18 protein-coding genes and 1 pseudogene are annotated in these 16,327 nt (G+C 73.8%); 6 read left to right on the top strand and 13 right to left on the bottom strand.

The window, feature by feature from the left end; all coding sequences use genetic code 11:
- Positions 1-6: 6 nt before the first annotated feature.
- The 8 genes from ACIHEI_RS26415 to ACIHEI_RS26380 all read right to left on the bottom strand — a co-directional run bounded on the left by ACIHEI_RS26415 (position 7) and on the right by ACIHEI_RS26380 (position 6,408).
- A complete protein-coding gene (locus tag ACIHEI_RS26415; RefSeq protein ID WP_396608328.1) occupies positions 7-930 on the bottom strand; it encodes an AraC family transcriptional regulator in 924 nt (307 codons plus the stop codon).
- Between the two features lie 299 nt (positions 931-1,229).
- On the bottom strand, positions 1,230-1,538 hold the full coding sequence (locus ACIHEI_RS26410; protein ID WP_392946447.1) for a hypothetical protein: 309 nt from the start codon (positions 1,536-1,538) through the stop codon (positions 1,230-1,232).
- Positions 1,535-1,696, bottom strand: a complete 162-nt coding sequence (locus ACIHEI_RS26405) for a hypothetical protein (protein WP_387649458.1) — start codon at positions 1,694-1,696, stop codon at positions 1,535-1,537. The genes ACIHEI_RS26410 and ACIHEI_RS26405 overlap by 4 nt, the downstream gene beginning before the upstream one ends.
- A 170-nt stretch (positions 1,697-1,866) precedes the next feature.
- A complete protein-coding gene (locus ACIHEI_RS26400; RefSeq protein ID WP_387649461.1) occupies positions 1,867-2,160 on the bottom strand; it encodes a hypothetical protein in 294 nt (97 codons plus the stop codon).
- 102 nt (positions 2,161-2,262) lie between these two features.
- Positions 2,263-4,047, bottom strand: a complete 1,785-nt coding sequence (locus ACIHEI_RS26395) for a hypothetical protein (RefSeq protein ID WP_396608327.1) — start codon at positions 4,045-4,047, stop codon at positions 2,263-2,265.
- 149 nt (positions 4,048-4,196) lie between these two features.
- Positions 4,197-4,481 (bottom strand): hypothetical protein, encoded by a 285-nt coding sequence (locus ACIHEI_RS26390; protein ID WP_392946441.1) that lies wholly within the window; start codon positions 4,479-4,481, stop codon positions 4,197-4,199.
- 101 nt (positions 4,482-4,582) lie between these two features.
- Complete coding sequence (locus ACIHEI_RS26385; protein WP_396608326.1) at positions 4,583-5,281, bottom strand: class I SAM-dependent methyltransferase; 699 nt, start codon at positions 5,279-5,281, stop codon at positions 4,583-4,585.
- Between the two features lie 56 nt (positions 5,282-5,337).
- The gene (locus ACIHEI_RS26380; protein WP_396608325.1) at positions 5,338-6,408 is read right to left on the bottom strand and encodes a glycoside hydrolase domain-containing protein; all 1,071 of its coding nucleotides are present in this window, start codon (positions 6,406-6,408) and stop codon (positions 5,338-5,340) included.
- A 199-nt stretch (positions 6,409-6,607) separates the two neighbouring features.
- Here ACIHEI_RS26380 and ACIHEI_RS26375 point away from each other — a divergent pair, with 199 nt between their 5' ends.
- Both ACIHEI_RS26375 and ACIHEI_RS26370 read left to right on the top strand, forming a co-directional pair.
- Positions 6,608-7,057, top strand: a complete 450-nt coding sequence (locus tag ACIHEI_RS26375; protein WP_387649478.1) for a BlaI/MecI/CopY family transcriptional regulator — start codon at positions 6,608-6,610, stop codon at positions 7,055-7,057.
- Between the two features lie 3 nt (positions 7,058-7,060).
- On the top strand, positions 7,061-7,993 hold the full coding sequence (locus tag ACIHEI_RS26370) for a M56 family metallopeptidase (RefSeq protein WP_387649481.1): 933 nt from the start codon (positions 7,061-7,063) through the stop codon (positions 7,991-7,993).
- Positions 7,994-8,061: 68 nt separating this feature from the next.
- Here ACIHEI_RS26370 and ACIHEI_RS26365 read toward each other — a convergent pair whose 3' ends face one another.
- Together ACIHEI_RS26365 and ACIHEI_RS26360 are read right to left on the bottom strand one after the other, a co-directional pair.
- Positions 8,062-9,630 carry an LCP family protein gene (locus tag ACIHEI_RS26365; protein WP_396608324.1) on the bottom strand — a complete coding sequence of 523 codons (1,569 nt, stop codon included), beginning with the start codon at positions 9,628-9,630 and terminating at the stop codon, positions 8,062-8,064.
- On the bottom strand, positions 9,623-10,255 hold the full coding sequence (locus ACIHEI_RS26360; protein WP_396608323.1) for a DUF6542 domain-containing protein: 633 nt from the start codon (positions 10,253-10,255) through the stop codon (positions 9,623-9,625). The genes ACIHEI_RS26365 and ACIHEI_RS26360 overlap by 8 nt, the downstream gene beginning before the upstream one ends.
- A gap of 282 nt (positions 10,256-10,537) precedes the next feature.
- Here ACIHEI_RS26360 and ACIHEI_RS26355 point away from each other — a divergent pair, with 282 nt between their 5' ends.
- Positions 10,538-11,206, top strand: a complete 669-nt coding sequence (locus ACIHEI_RS26355; RefSeq protein ID WP_396608322.1) for a transglycosylase SLT domain-containing protein — start codon at positions 10,538-10,540, stop codon at positions 11,204-11,206.
- Positions 11,207-11,212: 6 nt separating this feature from the next.
- Here ACIHEI_RS26355 and ACIHEI_RS26350 read toward each other — a convergent pair.
- Positions 11,213-12,270, bottom strand: a pseudogene (locus ACIHEI_RS26350) (protein kinase family protein).
- A gap of 77 nt (positions 12,271-12,347) precedes the next feature.
- On the bottom strand, positions 12,348-12,803 hold the full coding sequence (locus ACIHEI_RS26345; RefSeq protein ID WP_396608321.1) for a MarR family winged helix-turn-helix transcriptional regulator: 456 nt from the start codon (positions 12,801-12,803) through the stop codon (positions 12,348-12,350).
- A 137-nt stretch (positions 12,804-12,940) separates the two neighbouring features.
- Between ACIHEI_RS26345 and ACIHEI_RS26340 the strand changes: the two genes are divergently transcribed.
- The 3 genes from ACIHEI_RS26340 to ACIHEI_RS26330 all read left to right on the top strand — a co-directional run bounded on the left by ACIHEI_RS26340 (position 12,941) and on the right by ACIHEI_RS26330 (position 15,057).
- Positions 12,941-13,519 carry an EF-hand domain-containing protein gene (locus ACIHEI_RS26340; RefSeq protein ID WP_392946416.1) on the top strand — a complete coding sequence of 193 codons (579 nt, stop codon included), beginning with the start codon at positions 12,941-12,943 and terminating at the stop codon, positions 13,517-13,519.
- A gap of 86 nt (positions 13,520-13,605) precedes the next feature.
- Entirely contained in the window at positions 13,606-14,226 is a 621-nt protein-coding gene (locus ACIHEI_RS26335) for a Clp protease N-terminal domain-containing protein (RefSeq protein ID WP_387862367.1), read from the top strand.
- A 102-nt stretch (positions 14,227-14,328) separates the two neighbouring features.
- The gene (locus ACIHEI_RS26330; RefSeq protein WP_392946412.1) at positions 14,329-15,057 is read left to right on the top strand and encodes a VIT family protein; all 729 of its coding nucleotides are present in this window, start codon (positions 14,329-14,331) and stop codon (positions 15,055-15,057) included.
- A 120-nt stretch (positions 15,058-15,177) separates the two neighbouring features.
- Here ACIHEI_RS26330 and ACIHEI_RS26325 read toward each other — a convergent pair whose 3' ends face one another.
- The gene (locus ACIHEI_RS26325) at positions 15,178-16,284 is read right to left on the bottom strand and encodes a chemotaxis protein (RefSeq protein WP_387649505.1); all 1,107 of its coding nucleotides are present in this window, start codon (positions 16,282-16,284) and stop codon (positions 15,178-15,180) included.
- Positions 16,285-16,327: the final 43 nt, after the last annotated feature.

The following is a 16,327-nucleotide window of genomic DNA, read 5'->3' as shown; positions in this document are numbered from 1 at the left end:
CGGCGGTCAGGAGGAGCGCTGGGCGCGGCGCCAGTTGGCGGGGCTCGCGCCACGGGCGCGCTTGAAGGCGGTGCTGAAGGCGAACGCGTCCTCGTAGCCGACGTCGCGGGCGACGGCGGCCACGGTGCGGTCGGTGTCGCGCAGTTGGTCGGCGGCGAGGGTCATCCGCCAGCCGGTGAGGTAGCCGAGCGGGGGTTCGCCGACGGCGGCGGTGAAGTGCGCGGCGAAGGTGGCCCGGGACTGGCCGACCTTCGCGGCGAGTTCGGCCACCGTCCAGCGGCGGGCGGGGTTCTCGTGCAGCAGGCGCAGCGCGTCGCCGATCGCGGGGACGGCCAGCGCCCGGTGCCAGGACGGCACTCGGGTGTCCTGGCGGGCGCACCACTCGCGCAGGGCGAGCACCAGGACGAGGTCCAGCATCCGTTCGAGCACGGCGTCCTGGCCGGGTGCCTCGTGCGCGGTCTCGGCGGCCAGCAGGTCGAGGACGGCGCGGGTACGCGGCCCGGCAGGAACGACGGCGAGCGGGGTGAGGGTGCCCAGCAGGCGTTCGGCGACGTCGCCACGGAGTTCGTAGGCGCCGCGCAGCAGCGTGGTGGCGCCGGGCAGCCCGTCGCCGTGGGTGCGCGGCGCGAGCGGATGCCGAGCGGGGGCATCGGCGTCGCGGACGACGATCTGCGGCGGCGTCTCCGGCGAGTCGGCGATGGTGTACTGCGCGGTGCCACTGATCAGCGCGATGTCTCCGGCGGCCAGCCGGACGTGCGCGGCCTGCGGGTCGTCGTCGAGCCGCACCGCGGCCCGGCCGCCGAGGGCGGCGACGACGGTGAGCGGCGGGGCGCCGGCGAAGGTCATCGACCACGGGGCCCGCCGGACCAGTTGCCGGACCTGGGCGTTGGTGACGCGGGCGCGGTGCAGCAGGTCGCTCAGGACGTCCATGTGACGTCACGTTAGACGATCACGAAGGTGCCTGGGCGCCCGCGCTCGACGGCGGCCGGCCTTGACGCAGCGCCGCCTGGTGGCACGACCCGCTCAGGGCGTCTCGCGTTTGGCACCCGCTACCGCCGGCTCCTCGTCACGGGTCTCCGACGTGAACGCGTCGCTCCCCGTGAGTGTCACCGCCGACGGCACCCCGAGCCGCGTGGCCACTTCCGCCCGGCCCAAGCGGCTCGGCGCAACAGGGCAGCGGTGGCGGCAGGTGCACCGGCCCGGGCGGGAGCGGGCGGGTGGGGCGGGGTTCAGGCCAGGCGGGTGCGGGTGGTGGGGCGGGTGCGGCCGCGGGAGCTTGTGCTGGGGCGGGTGGGGCGGCGGTCGGGGCGGGGCTGGTCGCGGGTGGGGCGGGCGGCGAGTGCGGCCTTGAGGGCGCGGACGGCCAGCAGGACGGCGACGGCGGCGAGTTCGGTGGGTTCGCTGGCGCCGCGGCGGGCCGCGGCGAGCTGGCAGACGGAGCACCAGACGGCGCTGGCCCGGCCGCCGTCCGGGTAGTGCAGGGCGGGTGGCACCAGGTAGTGGCAGCCGCAGCTCTGGCAGACGAAGACCAGCCTCATCGGTGCACCACCCCCGAGCCCGCGCACACCGTGCACGGCGACCAGAAGGTGCGCTGCACGGGCTGCTGCCACCCTTGTCCGTCGGTCTCCACGGAGTGTTCGGTCTTCTCCGTGCCGCGAGCCCCGGCGCAGCCCGGGCAGGTCTGCTGCTCAGTCATCGGCCACCTCCAGAGCACAGACCGTAGCGTGCCGACCCCGGTGAGCGACAGCGATTCGCCGTTGGTCCACTCGGATTTGCAGTGCACCGGCCTTGCACGCCGTGCGCCGCCCGCGCGCGCCCCGCGCCTCCCGGGCGCCCCCGCCACGCCGCCACGCCGCCGATGCGCTGTCAGGCGGTGGGCCAGTCCGCCGGTGACGCCTCGACGTCGTTGCCCCGGATCCACACCGTGGAGACGCCGAGCAGTCGGCGCATCACCGCGAAGCCGCCCTCCCAGCCGCCGGGCAGTCGCAGTCGCCCGGACCGGACGTTGCCCGCGCTGAACCGGGTGTCCGCGCTCTCCAGCATGCCGGTCCAGCCGGGCAGGCCGAGTTCGGGGACGTTTCCGGTCAGGTCGGCCTGGACCGGGATCTCCAGTCCGTCGGCCAGCAGCAGGGCGGGGCCCCGGTACACGGGTGTGCTCATGCGTAGAGCCTGCGGGACCTGCCCTCACCTGCGCAAATCCCGCAATCCCGGTGGAGCCGGACACTTCGTCCGATGTCTGAGACAAGAATCCCTGACGGGAAGTCAATTGGGATACGGCCAGGCGTATCCGAGCTCCTCGGCGCGCTCCTTGCTCCCGGCGACCACCTTGGCGTAGCGCTTCGGGTCCTCCGCCGCCAGCCGCCGCAGGGCGGTCGCGGCCTGGGACTCGGGCGGGGAGCCGTCGTCCTGGACGGTCCAGCGGAATCCCAGCGGGCGGTCGGGCCGGTCGGGGTTTCCGCTGCCCTGCCCGGGGACGTACCAGAACAGGATCTCCACGGTGTCGGGCTCGTCGGGGCTGGTGCCGATCCAGCCGCGTTCGGCGTCCCAGCGGCGCATCAGCTCAGGCCGTGAGATCAGGGCGGCCTTGATCAGCCGGGCGATGTCGCGGGCGTGCCACATCCAGGACGCATCGGCCTCGGCCCGGGCGATCGCCGCGTCGTAGGTGGCGGCGTCGAAGCGGTGGGCGGGCGGGTCGAAGGGCGCCCGGCCGCCCATGGTGCGGCGCCAGTTCTCCCACACCACCTGCTCGCCGTCCCGCCGGATGGTGACGAAGAGTTCGCCGCAGCAGCCTCCGGTGCAGGTGGCTTCGGCGAGTTGGACTTCGTGCGGCTCGGGTCGGGCGCGCAGGCGGCCCTCGTCGAGCAGCAGGGCGGGGGTGAGCGCGGGGCCGTCCCGGAACAGGGCGGGGACGATCGGGCGGCCGTCGATGAGCACCCGGGTCTCGAGGCTCAGCCGTTCGACCGGGTCGGTGGCCACCACTTCGATCCGGATCGGCTCGGGGGCGGCGGGGTGTTCGAACGGGTGGCGGCCGGTGCGGCGGATCCACATGGCGCGCCGCCGCTGTACGCGGTCGCGTTCCCGGCGGTACGCGACGTGGGCGGACGCGGCGGTCAACGCGTCGAGCGCGGTGAGCAGTTCGGCGCGCCGGCCGGGGGGCCAGTCGAGCAGGACGGCGGTGCCGCTGGACAGGTCGAGGGCGAGGGAGAGCAGGGTGGCCGCGGTGTCGAGGGTGTGCGGCAGCTGGGCGGCGCGGGCGATGACGGTTTCGTAGAGGCGCGGCGCGTCGGGGTGGGCGAGCAGTTCGGTGGGGTCGTCGTGCGAGTGGGCGAGCCGGACCAGCAGGTGGGCGGCGACGGCGAGCAGTTCGCTGTCGTCGGGGTGGCGGTCGAGCAGGTCGGGCAGGTGGGTGGCTTCGGTGATCCGGCGGGCGGTGCCGGCGGAGAGCGGGACGGTGGCGGGCAGGGCGCGGAGGGCGGTGCGGACGGCGGGTCGGTCGCCCGTCCAGAGCGCGTCGACCAGCGGCCGCACGTCCTCCGGGTGCTTGTCGAGGGCGAGCGAGAGAGCGGCGGCGGTGGGGCGGTCGATCCGGTCGAGGGCGCGGACGGCCGGACCGCCGAGCGGGCGGAGGGTGCCGAGCGCGCGCACGCCGGACACGTCCGTGGCGTCGCCGAGACGGCCGAGCAGGGTGATGCCGACGGCGGCTGCGGGCACGCTCGTGGCGGTGCGCACCAGTTGCCGCCCCAGCTCACGGGCTGCCGCCGCATCGTCGAACACCAGCTGGTCGACGACCGTCATGATGGCGGGCAAGTGACGGGCGGCGAGCCGGAGCTCGGCGAGGCGGTGGTGCACGGTGCCGGCGTCGCCAGGCAGCGGGGTGAGGGCGGCGCGGACGGCGTGCTCGGCCTCGTCCCTGGTGAGCCGCGACCGGTCGTTGTCGGCCGCGGGGCCGGGCAGGGCGTGGCCGCCCCGGGGTGGGAGGGCGTCGCTCAGCAGCAGCCGGGCGTGGTCGTGAAGGACGGCCGGCGGCGCTGGTGAAATGGCGCTCACCGGGTAACAGAAAGCTCGATTCCGTAGCTCATGGCCCGCAGCCTGCCAGCCCGCCCGGCCCCCTGTCGAACCATTTTCCGACGCTTCGTCGGATACCCGCCCAAGACGGACGGCCGGGCCAAGAGGCTCCGGCCGCCCTCTCCTCCCGGTCAGCGGCCGAGGCGGCGCTCCAGCTCCTGCAGGTAGCTGTCGCCGTAGGCGTCGGCGAGGTCGTCCAGGTCGATCATCGGGGGGATGTCGATGACGGGCTGGCGCTCGATCAGGAACGCCACGGTCTCGTGCACCACCCGGCGCTCGTCGGCCTCGGGGAGTCCGGTCCGCTCGAGCACGGTGTCGGTGACCCGGATCTGGGTGGAGGCCTGGGCCGCCCCCTCCTCGACCCGGACCAGGTACTCGCGGTCCCCCAGGAACTCCACCCGGATGTCAGCTGCCATGGCGCAGGTCGTCCTTCCCTCGGTGCTCGGCCGTTGTGGCCGTGCCGGTGATGGGTGCCGACGCCGCGCGGCCGACCCGCCGGGCGCCGGGCGTCTCCACCTTACGACCTGCTGACACCGTCCTCGTCCAGGCCCGGCGCACCCTGCGTCCCGGGGGCGGCACTTGATGTCCGGTCGGCGTGCAGCGCGAGGTAGGTCCAGCTGACGCCGGCCCTGGCGTGCGGGTCCTCGCGCCGGGCGAGGTGCAGCGGCGCGAGCCCGTTCGCGCGGGCGAGGGCGAGGGTCTCGGGCGCGTCGACCGGGAACATCCGGCGGCCGGGCGGGACGGGGCCGTGGCGCAGCGACAGGACGATCCGGCCGTCGTCGGCGAGCAGGCCGGCCAGGGTGGCCATGGCGGTGGCGCGCTGTTCGGCGTCGAGGTGCATCCAGACGGCGGTGAGCAGGATCAGGTCGTAGCGGTCGGCGCGGGCGGTGAGGCCGGGCAGGTGCGGGAGGGCGTCGTCGACCCAGTCGATGGGGTGCCGGGCGTGCCGGGCCCGGCCGAGTTCGCGCATGGGGGCGGTGGGTTCGACGGCGGTGACGCGGTGGCCGGCGGCGGCGAGGGCGGCGGCGTCGCGTCCGCTGCCGGCTCCGATGTCGAGGACGGCGGCGGGCCCGGCCGGGTACAGGTGGAGCGTTTCGCGGTGGACTTCCGCGAAGCTCACGCTCTCGTACTGTTCGACCAGGGCTTCGGCGGCGTCGGTGTATCCGGCGGTGCTGTCCATCGCCCGCAGGCCGGGGTCCGTGGTGTCACTGTGCATACGGGGACGGTAGTCCACGGCGCCGGACGTGCCGTCAACTCACCGTCCCCGCAGGCTCATCCGACGACGGCGACGGGCGCGTCCCAGGCGTTGCGGTCCACGGTGAGGGCGGCGCCGCCGTAGCTCTCCTTCTGGTTGACCTGGTACTGGTGGGCGCGGCGGTGGCCGGTGTAGAGGCCGGCGGCGAACGGGAAGCTGCCGGTGGTGTCGGCGGCGCCGTCGTAGCGGGCGTACCAGAGGGCGTCGGGCAGGTCGGGGGCGCCGGCGGCCTGCGCGATGCCGGCGGCGCTGGACGAGGCGAAGCCGTAGAACCCGGCCCAGTAGCCGGAGTTGTGCACGGCGCGGTTCCAGGACTGGGTGTAGGCGAGGACGGCGTCGGCGCAGCCGGTGTCGGCGGTGTTGTACGCCTCGATGTCGAGGTAGAGGGTGCTGCCGGCCCGCATGCCGAGGGCGGCGGCCTTGGCCACGGCGTCGTTGCCGTCGCTGGTGCCGAGTGTGGTGGCGGTGTCGGCGGTGATCTTCTCGGGGCTGCTGCCGGTCTGGCACGGGGGCTGTGCGCCGACGTACAGCGGGACGAGCTTCCAGCCGATGGAGTTGACCGAGCTGACCCAGCCGGCGGTGAGCTGGGGCTGGGCGCAGCCGCGGTTCTTTCCGCCGATGTAGACGGCGGCGGCGCCGTACGGGGAGGTGCCGTGCCATGCGGTCATGGTGGCGAGGGCGGGGGCGGTGCAGGTGTCGAAGGCGAGTCCGGTGAAGGTGGCGGGTGCGGTGCCGGGCTTGGCTGCGGGTGCGGCGTTGCGGGTGGGCGCGGGGGCGGAGCCGCTGGCGGAGGCCGGGGCGGAGCCGGAGGGCGCCGGTGAGGCCGAGGCCGAGGGGGAGGCCGATCCGGACGCGGACGCGGACGCCGAGGGGGAGGCGGAGGCGCTGTCGCCGGGCGCGGGCGTGGTGTCGGTGCCGGTGGGGGTGCTCGCGGCGGGTTCGGCGGCGTGCGGGGCGGGGTGGTCCTTGCTGGTGGCGGCGAGGGCGGCGACGCCGCTGCCGATGACCAGGACGGTGGCGGCGGAGAGCAGGACGGCGCGTCGGCCGCGGGGGCGGCGGGGTGAGGTGCGGGCGCGGCGGTGCGACACGGGATCTCTCCTGGTGGAACGGGGTGGGGGGTGGGGCGCGGCGGTAAACGATCACCACGGGTGGCGCACACCCTAACCGGTCGCCGGTAAACGCTTTCCCAATCCTTTCCCAACCCTCGGGCGGGAACGGGCGGCCCCTAGGATGGGGGTGATGAAGTCCATGTCGAGCGCGGGGCGGCCGCGGCGGAGGGAGTCTCCGATGGAGTTGGCGGGCCTCGATCCGGAGAGCGGCGAGTCCGGTGACGGCGAGGAGGGCGGCCGTCGGCGCCGCGGGCAGGGCGAGCTGGCGACCGAGGTGCTGACGGTGCTGCACGGCGCGCCGGGGCCGGTGACGGCGTCCTGGGTGCAGGAGCAGCTGGGCGGCGAGCTGGCGTACACCACGGTGATGACGATCCTGTCGCGGCTGCTGGCGAAGCAGGCGGTGTCGCGCAGCCGGGTGGGCCGGGCGTACGTGTGGTCGGCGGCGGCGGACGCGGCGGGGCTGACGGCCCGGCGGATGCGCCGGCTGCTCGACACCGAGCCGGACCGGGACGCGGTGCTGGCGAGTTTCGTGACGGCGTTGACGCCGGAGGACGAGCAGCTGCTGCGCTCGTTGCTGAACGCGACGGACCCGCCGCAGGACGGCGCGGGCCCGGGCAGCGGGCGGTGATCGATGGGCTTCTTCGTCTTCCTTCCGCTGGTGCTGCCGTTGACGTCGTGGCCGATCGCGCGGCTGGCCGAGCATCATCTGCATCCGCGCAACGCGGTGCGGCTGCTGAGCTGGATCGGCGTGTCGATGGCGGTGTGCAGCACGCTGGCGCTGGGGTTGCTGTTCGTGGTGGGCACCGCGCAGATTCCGGGCAACCCGCTGCCGGACAACTGGTCGGATCCTGAGATCCGTACGGCGGTGCCGTTCCACGAGGAGGTGGGTACGGCCGCGGTGGTCGGTCTGGTGACGGTGTTGACGGCGTGTTCGCGTTCGTTGCGCCGTCATCTGCGGATCCGGGCGCGGGCTCAGCGGGCGCTGGCGCCGATGCCGCTGGATTCGGATCTGGTGGTGCTGCCGGACGCCGAGCCGTACGCGTACGCGGTGCCGGGGGTGCCCGGCCGGGTGGTGGTGTCGACGGCGATGATGGATTCGCTGGACCTGGACGAGCAGCGGGCGCTGTTGGCGCACGAGCGCTCGCACCTGGCGAACCGGCATCACCGCTACCTTCTGGCGGCGCAGTTGGCGAGTTGTGTGAATCCGTTCCTGCGTCCGTTGCAGAAGGCGATCAGCTATGCGACGGAGCGGTGGGCGGACGAGGAGGCGGCGGGTTCGGTGGGTGACCGCCGGCTGACGGCCCGCGCGGTGGCCCGGGCGGCCCTCGTCACCCGGTCCGCCGGTCCGTCGCCGTCGTTCGCGGCCTTTGCCGCGCCGGGCCCGGTCCCGCGCCGGGTGACGGCGCTGCTGAGCCCGGCGCTCGGCCTGTCCTGGCCGCCGCCGGCCAGCCCGGCCGGGCTGGCCGCGATGGTCGCGGCGGCGGGAACGGCCGCCTCGGCGGTCTTCGCCCTGAACGCGGCGGTGGCCCTGCTCCTCCTGGTGAAGGCCGCCACGCCCTGGTAGCCGGCAGTCGACCTGCGAGAACGGCCCCCGCCACTTGGCGGGGGCCGTTCCTCTGTTCGGGTGGGGTGTCAGTCCACGCAGGGCACTCCCCCGGCCTTGACCGGCGGGCCCTGCATCTGGAGCGTCGCGCTGGGGCTGGGGTCGGCAGGGGTGGCCGTTCCGCCGGGGGCGGTGTACTCGGTGCCGAGGGTGACCTGGACGTGGCCGGCGGCGATGCCGGTCCCGGCGGTGGCGGTGACGCCGTAGCGGGCGGCGATCTGTTCGGCGGCGTCCTTGGACCCGGCGCCGTACTTGACGGTGGTGGTCTTGGGCTTGGCGTCGGCGGTGGCGGCCTTCCCGGCCCGGTAGCCGAGCGCGACCAGCGCCTTGGACTCGTCCCCGGCCGCGCCGGTGACGGACGAGGCGTTGAGGACGTCCACGGTGGTGTTGGCGGCGTCGGCGGGCGGCGCGGTGGTGGGCGCGTCGCTGGTGGCGGCGGGTGCGGGCGCGGGGTCGGTGGCCTGGCCGAACAGCTGCTTGACGATGCGCCGCAGCTTGACCGGGTCGACCTGGTTGACCTCCTGGCCGCCGATGTTGGCGAACTTGTCGATCGGCAGGGTGTTGAACTCGACGTTCCCGCCGGTGAGGTTGGGGGCTTGCTGGGCGAAGTCGAGGATCTGCCAGTCGTCGTCTATCACGATGTCCTTCTTGACCACGTCGAGCAGCGACTGCATCTTGCCCAGGTCGTCCATCACGCCCTGCTGCTTGAGCTTGTATTCGACGGAGGCGATGAACGCCTGCTGGCGGTGGGTACGGTCGAGGTCGCCGTTGGTGAGGTTGTGCCGCTGGCGGACGAAGGACAGCGCCTGGGCGGCGTCCAACTGGCTCTCGCCGGCGGGCAGTTGCAGGCCGGTGCCGCCGCCGGGCTTGATCACGTTGCCCTTGCTGTCGGTGACCCGGGAGACGATCGGGTCGTTGACGGGCTTGTTCAGGCAGACGGTGATCGGCTGGAGTGCCTTGGCGATGTCGTAGAAGCCGAGCAGGTTGACCTCAGCGAAGTGGTCGATCGGGACGTCGAGCAGCTTCTGCACGGTCTGGATGGTGGCGGAGCGCCCGGCCTCCCGGCTCTGGTGCTCCAGGTCGGCGCCCTTGACGCCCTTGGCGCGCAGCTTCTGCTCGGCGGCGTCCTTGGCGTACCCGTACGCCTCCTTGACCTTGTGCATCTTGCCGTCGGCGCCGTAGGTCTGCACCCAGTCGTCGCGCGGGATGGACACCGCCTGAACCTTTCCGCTGGGCGGGATGTGCAGCACGATCAGCGAGTTGGTGTTGTAGCCGCCGATCTCGCTGGAGCCGGCGTGCAGTTCGTCCTGGACGAACTCCTTGGGCAGGTCGTTGCCGTCCATGTCCTTCCGGCTGTCCAGGCCGATCAGCAGGATGTTGATGGACTTGTCGAGGTGCTTGGGGGCGTTCTTCTTCGCCTCGTCGAGCGCGTGCGAGCGCGTGACGCCGTTCAGGTTGTTGACGGTGTACCAGGCGAAGCCGCTGACGGCGAGCACGGCCAGCGAGACGCCGCAGGCGACGGTGCGGCCGGCGATCACCAGCGGGGCGGTGCGGGACGGGCGGGTGCCGGTCCGCCGGGTGCTGCGCTGCTCAGCCATGGTGGACCTTCCGGGTGCGGCGGGTGCGGACGGCGGCGGCCAGCAGCGCCGCGACCAGGGCGGCGATCATCGGCCAGAACTGGCCGCTGACCAGCTTCAGGCCCTGGGTGGCGAGTCCGGCGCCCTGGTAGTGGTCGCCGTGCGCCAGGTAGTCGACGGCGCAGGCCACCGTGAGCGTGACGACCGGCGCCCCGCTGACGATCCACCACCAGCCGCGCCGGGTCGCGACCAGCGCGGCCATCGCCGCACCGACCACCGCGCACGTCGCGTACAGCCAGCCGAGGCCGTCGCCGAACATCTCGTCGGCGAGCGCCCCGAGTACGGGCAGGCCGAGCGCCGGCAGCACCGCGGGCATCCGGTTCGGCGCGGCGGCCGTCTCCCGGCGGCGGTCGGCCCGCCGGGGGGCCGCCCCGCGCCCGCCGGCCGGTCGTCCGCCGGCCGGGCGCCGCTGCTCCGCGGTGCGCCGCTGCTCCGCAGTGCGCCGCGCGGCACGCTGGCCCGGTACCGGACGCTCGCTCGCCCGGCGCCCGCTCGGTTCGGGGGTCGGCGCGGGCGCCTGCTGTCCGTACTCGTCCCGCCACAGCGGTGTTCCGCCGCGCGAGCCCGCTGGCCTTCGCCCCGTCATGGTCACCCCTTGTCCACTGCCGCGTCGTCGGCGCGACGTTCGGCCGGTTCGGCCTGACAGACGCGCACCGGACGCCGTTCGGTTCCTCTACACGCATGTAGAGGTTGGAGCGAAGCATACAAATCCCGTCCGGGTACGTAAGCTCACCCCCAGGTCGTCGCGGCGGGCCACCCGCCGTGGGCGACACCTGGCAGAACGCGGCAGGCCGTCGGCAGGACACGGTCGCCGGTCGGCGACGGACCGGCGGCCGGGCAGCGGCCCGGAACAGAAGGAGGCCCGGCGGTGGCGGAGCGCGGCGCGAAATGGCCGTGGGCGGTGCTGGCCCTGGCGGTCCTCGCGATCTGGGCGTACGAACGCGGCGACGACTCCGCGTCCCCGTCCGCCACCCCGCCCGCGGCCTCGGCGAGCGGCCCGGCCTCGCAGGACCCCTCGCCGGACTCCTCGTCCACGCCGCGGGGTTCGGCCGACTACGCGCCGCCGCGGTTCGCCCCGGAGGTGCGCAAGTACGCCGCCGAGGCGGGCATCGACCCGCAGCTGCTGATGGCGATCCTGTTCAACGAGTCGTACAAACCGCACGGGCCGGACGTCGAACGAGCCTGGCAGAAGATGAAGCCGGAGGCCTCGTTCGGCGTCGCCAACATGCACCGCGCCGCGTACGAGGACACCCGCAAGGGCCGCCCGTTCGCCGACCGGCCGTGGGAGGACCTGCCGGACGACCCGGCGCTGGCGGTCCGGGCGGCCGCCTGGCACCTGCACGACCTTTCGGCGCAGCTGCCCGCGAAGTGGTCGGCCTCGTACAACCGGAACGAGTTGATGGCGCTCGGCTACAACACCGGCGCCGGCAACATGCTGGCGTTCGCCCGGGGCGCGCACCCCGGCCCGGAGGCCCGGTCGTACCTGGACCGGCTGCACGACAACTGGGACAAGTCGGCTGCCGCGATTGCTTCTTGACGCGCGTCATGGGGTGTAGGCCCGCTCCAGTTCGGCGAGCGGGTAGGGCGTCAGTTTGCTCTCGGCCCGCAGGCGGCGGTGAAAGCCGTCCAGCACCACGGCGGTCGGGGCGTGCCGGTCGAGCAGGTCGGCGGCGGGTGCGGGGACGGTGGCGGGGCGGTGTCCGGCGAGCCACTCGCGCAGGAAGTCGGTCCGCGCGGTGTCGCCGCGGTAGCGGTCGAGCAGGTGGTGCTGGAGCAGGCAGTTGGCGGTGAAGTGGCGGTCGTAGCCGCGGTGGTCGGCGAGGAAGCGGCATTCGGCGGGGGTGAGGTCGAAGCGTTCGCTGAGCGCGAGGCCGAAGTCGGCGAAGGCGATCAGGCGGCCGTCGGTGAGCACGTTCGTGAAGTGCGCGTCGAAGTGCAGGAAGCCGCGTTCGTTCATGAACCGTGCGCCGCGGGCGAGTTCGCCCGCCGCCCAGCGGTGCGGGGCGCCGGTGCGGTCGGGGTGGTGGTGCAGCCAGTCGGCGAGGGTGTGCGGGAAGTGTTCGAGGAACAGCACCAGGCTGTGCGTGGCGCCGGTGAGCGCCTCCAGCCGCCTGCGCACGGCCGGGTGGCCGTCCCAGCGAGCGACACCGCCGTCGAGTCCGCCGAACTCGTCCAGGAAGCCTTCGGGCGGGGTGTCGGGCAGGATCCGCCAGTGGTACATCAGCGGGAAGCCTTCGTGGGCGCGGTCGAGCACCCAGTGGGTGGTGAGGGTGTGCGCGGCGAGTTCGCGCCAGGCGCCGAAGCCGGTGGAGCCGATCCCGTACTGGTAGAACCCGGGCAGTTCGAAGTGGTTGGCGGTGCTGCGGACGTTGCCCGCCGCGAGTTCCAGGTCGGTGAGCGGCACCCGTTTGACGAACACCCGGATCCCGTCGATCTCCACGCGCCGGTCCGCCCGCCGACTCCGGACCCACCGGGCGCCGACCCCCCTGCGGCGGCGAGCAGTTCGCCGATCTGCCGGTCGCCGAGCAGCGCGAGCGCGGTGGCGGCCGTCCCGTAGGCCCTGATCCGCGCGTCCGTCGCCGGATCCTCTGCGTCACGCATCGACAACTCCCCCGTCCGGCACCCCCGTTCGGCCGAGCCTACCGCCAGGGTGCCGGAACGGCGCGGGAGCCGGCCGGTCAGTGGTGCCAGGCCTGGCCGCCGGTGTTGTGGATGAACCGCTGCAGGGCCTTGATCGTGGTCAGGTACTCCTCGTCGGAGATGCCGGCGTGGCGCTCCGCCCACAGTTCGTCCTGGAGAGCGGCGCCCTTGGTGAACACGGCCAGGCCTTCGGGGGTCAGGGCGAGCCGGCCGTCGGTCTCGACGATCCAGCCGTGCTCGACGGCCCCCTCGATCTCGGCCTCCATGACCTCCGGTCCGGCGTCGAGGTAGCCGTGCAGCAGGTCGGTCACCTCGGTGCGGACGCGCGGCCCGTCGGGGTTGTTCAGCTGGGCGAGCACCCACCACTGCGGCTGGGTGAGCCCGAGTTCGGCCAGCGCGCCCCGGGTGCGGCTGACGACCGCATTGTAGGCCGCCCAACTCCAGTAGCCGATGGGCTGCTTGATCAGTTCGGCGTCGCTGTGCGAGTACTCCATGGCCGGGTCCTCCCCGTCTCGTCGATCACTGCGGTACGTCCGACCCTAAAAGTTCAAGCGCGTTTGAGGTCAAGCCCCGCCCTCACCCCTTCACCTAAACTGACTGTCCGTCAATTCCGGCCAGCGGAGGGTCATCAATGTCCGAGGACCTGCTCATCGCCAAGATCGCCCACGGTTTCGATCACCTCGACGCGGACGGCGACGGCCTGCTGACCGAGCAGGACCACGTCCTGATGGGCCGGTCGGTGGCACGTTCGCTCGGACACCCGGCCGGATCGCCGCAGGAGCAGCGGATCGTGGACGCGTACCTGGCGATCTGGCGCGAGGTTCATCTGCCCCAACTGCCCGCCGGCGTAAGAGCGATCGGGCGGGCGCAGTTCCTGGAGTCCACGGCGGCGCTGGCGGACGATCCGGCGGCGGCCGAGGCGGTGCTCGGCGGCCTGGCGCGGGCGTTCCTGGCGATCGCCGACGCGGACGGCGACGGGCAGTTGGACGCGGACGAGTTCTTCGCCTTCCAGCGCGGCCACTTCCCGCAGTTGCGGCGCATCGACGTGGACGCCGCGTTCGCCCATCTGGACCGGAACGGGGACGGCGCGCTGTCCGCCGAGGAGTTCGTCACCGCGATCGTCGAGTACTGGAGCAGCCGCGACCCCGAGGCGCCGGGGAACTGGTGGACCGGCAGCCCGCAGGGCAACCCGGACCCGACCACGCTCTGACCTCCAACAGCGCTGCGCCGAAGCACGGTTGGCCGCCGCCCGGGCGGGATTTGACCGGGCGGCGGGCCCCGGGCAGCCTGGTGGACATGACAGATCTGGATCTTGCGGGGTGGGTGGCCCGGGTCGACGCCGAGACGGCGGGCGCCGGGGACATGCAGCGGATCGCGCACGCACAGCGCCTGGCAAGGCAGTTGACCGAGCTGGGCCACCGCCTGGTGGAGCACTACCTCGCGGCGGCGGACCCGACCGAGGCGGGTTGCGAGGAGGCGCAGGCGGCGGAGGACGAATCGGACGCGCTGCTGGACGGGGCCCTGCAACGGGCCCGGCAGCTGGGGCACCGGGAGACCAACACCGGTCACCTGCTGCTGGCGCTGACGGCGGTGGACGACACGGCGGCGGCGGTGCTCGCGGGGCTGGGGGTCTCGCAGGAGGCCCTGGAGTCGGCGATCGCGCAGGCGTGGGAGGGCCACAAGTGGTGGCGGTTCCCGGTGCCGGACGGCGAGTTCCCGCCGTTCGCCTCGAGTACGGAGGGGGTGTACCGCCGGCTCACCGACCCGTCGGCCGGGGCGGGTCTGCTGACGGAGCGGCTGCTGCTGAGCGTCCTGGAGCAGGACCACCAGGGCCCGGGCCGGATCGCCCTGCACACGCTGGGCCTGACCTCCCGGCAGGTGCACCGCGAGCTGACCCGCCGCCTGGCCACCGCCTGAGCCGCCGCCCGGCCCCCGCCTGAGCCGCCCGCCGGCGACGCGTTCTCCGCTGCCCGGCCGCCGCTACGGGTCCGCCCGGGAATCGGCGGGCAGACTGGGGGCATGACCGCTTCTCACGGGCTCGGCCCGGCCGATCACGACGAGGCGCACGACCCGGGGCTGGGCGGGCGGCTGAACTGGCTGCGCGCGGCGGTGCTCGGCGCGAACGACGGTGTGCTGTCGACGGCGGGCCTGGTGGTGGGCGTGGCCGGCGCGAACGCCACCTCGACGCAGCTGCTGACGGCAGGTCTGGCGGGCCTGCTGGCGGGTTCGCTGTCGATGGCGGCGGGCGAGTACGTGTCGGTGAGCACCCAGCGGGACACCGAGCAGGCGGCGCTGACGAAGGAGCGGCACGAGCTGCGGCACACGCCGGAGGCCGAGCTGGTGGAGCTGGCCGGCCTGTACGAGGCGAAGGGCCTGGATCCGGAGCTGGCGCACCAGGTGGCGGTGCAGCTCACCGCGCACGATGCGCTCGGCGCCCACGCGGAGGCCGAACTCGGCATCGACCCGAACGAGTTGACCAATCCGTGGCACGCCGCGTGGGCGTCCTTCGCGGCGTTCACGGTGGGTGCGCTGCTGCCGCTGCTGGCGATCGTGCTGCCGCCGCCCTCGTACCGGATCTGGATCACCGTGGTGGCGGTGCTGGCCGCGCTGGTGTTCACGGGCTGGAAGAGCGCCCGGCTGGGTGACGCGGATCCGCGCCGGGCGGTGCTGCGCAACGTGGTGGGCGGCGCCATCGCCATGGGTGTGACGTACGCGGTCGGCACGATTCTGGGCGCGTCCACCGAGTGAGTCCGGGCGTGCGTCAGGGGCCCGTACCGCGAGTGCTTGGCGCGTCCACCGAGTGAGCCCGGACGTGCGTCAGGGGCCCGTACCGCGCGTGCTGCCGCGGTGCGGGCCCCTGACGGACGTTCAGTAGCGCAGGTCGGCGGCGATCCGTCCGGCGTCGGAGAGCGTGCCGTCAGGGACGAAGCGGACCGTGGCACCGGCGTCGAGGGCGCGTTCGATGACCTCGTCGACGATGTCCTCGCGGGCGCCGGGCTCGTCGGCCTGCGCGGGCACCAGGTGGTCGCCGTCGTCGCGGACGGTGGTGCGGAAGTTCTCCTCGACCACCAGCAGCGCGATCCGGCCCTCGCCGACGGTCTGCCAGACCTCGTCCAGTCCGGCCGCGAAGGCCTTGCGGCCGCGGGCCTTGTCGAGCTGGGCGAGCGCGTCGGAGATCTCCTGGTCGGCGTGGGCCCGGACGGCGGGTTCGACCACCTGGCGGACCTTCTCGGCGCCGAGCTGGGCGAGGCCGCCGTGCGGGACCTGCGCGGCGGATTCCTTGGCCATCGGGCCGACGGCGTCCAGCAGGGCGAGCGCGGGGGCGTCGCCGAACACGAACAGCGGGCGGGGGTCGGCGGCCAGCACCTTGGCGATCTCGGTGTCGGCCTGCCGCAGGAAGGTCTTGGTCTCCTCGTCGCGGAAGGTGCTGGGGGTGTCGCCGATCTGCTCCTGGCGTTCCGGGTCGGGGTTTTCGTGCTTCTCGTACTCCCGGATCAGCGGGAAGCCGTAGCCGGTCTCCTCCGTCACCCGCTCGTCGATGCCGCCCCACAGCACCACCCGGTCGGCGGCGACGGCGAGCACCCAGTGCGGGCGCTCGGCGATCTGCGCGGCGACCAGGTTGCGGGTCAGGAAGGTGTCGGACAGGACCACCCGGGCGGCGGCGGTACGGCCGAGTGACCACACCTGGTGCTCGCCGGGCGCGGCAAGGATCGCCAGGCCGTCCTCGGCGTGCACCAGGTCGACCTCCTTGAGGGCCTGGTCGAGCTGCCCCAGCACGTCGATCCGGACGGCGCGGTCGACCTGGGGATCGGCCTGGACCCGCTCCTTCGCCTCGGCCACCAGGTTGCGCAGCCGGACCGGGTCCTGCGCGTTGTCCGGCTCCCGCCGGTGCGTGGGCATCAGGATCGACACCGCCGGGTACGGGCGCGGCCGACGCAGCTCGGCGAGGACGGCGGGGCTGAGGGCGGGGTGCATGGAGACCCTTTCCGAAGGCGGTTCGGCCTTCTGTGGCGGTTCG

Origin of the sequence: Kitasatospora sp. NPDC051984 (assembly GCF_044593455.1) — a bacterium.
Classification (GTDB): Bacteria; Actinomycetota; Actinomycetes; order Streptomycetales; family Streptomycetaceae; genus Kitasatospora.
Note: the sequence above shows the minus strand (reverse complement) of the source record. Positions and strands in the feature narration are given on the sequence as shown.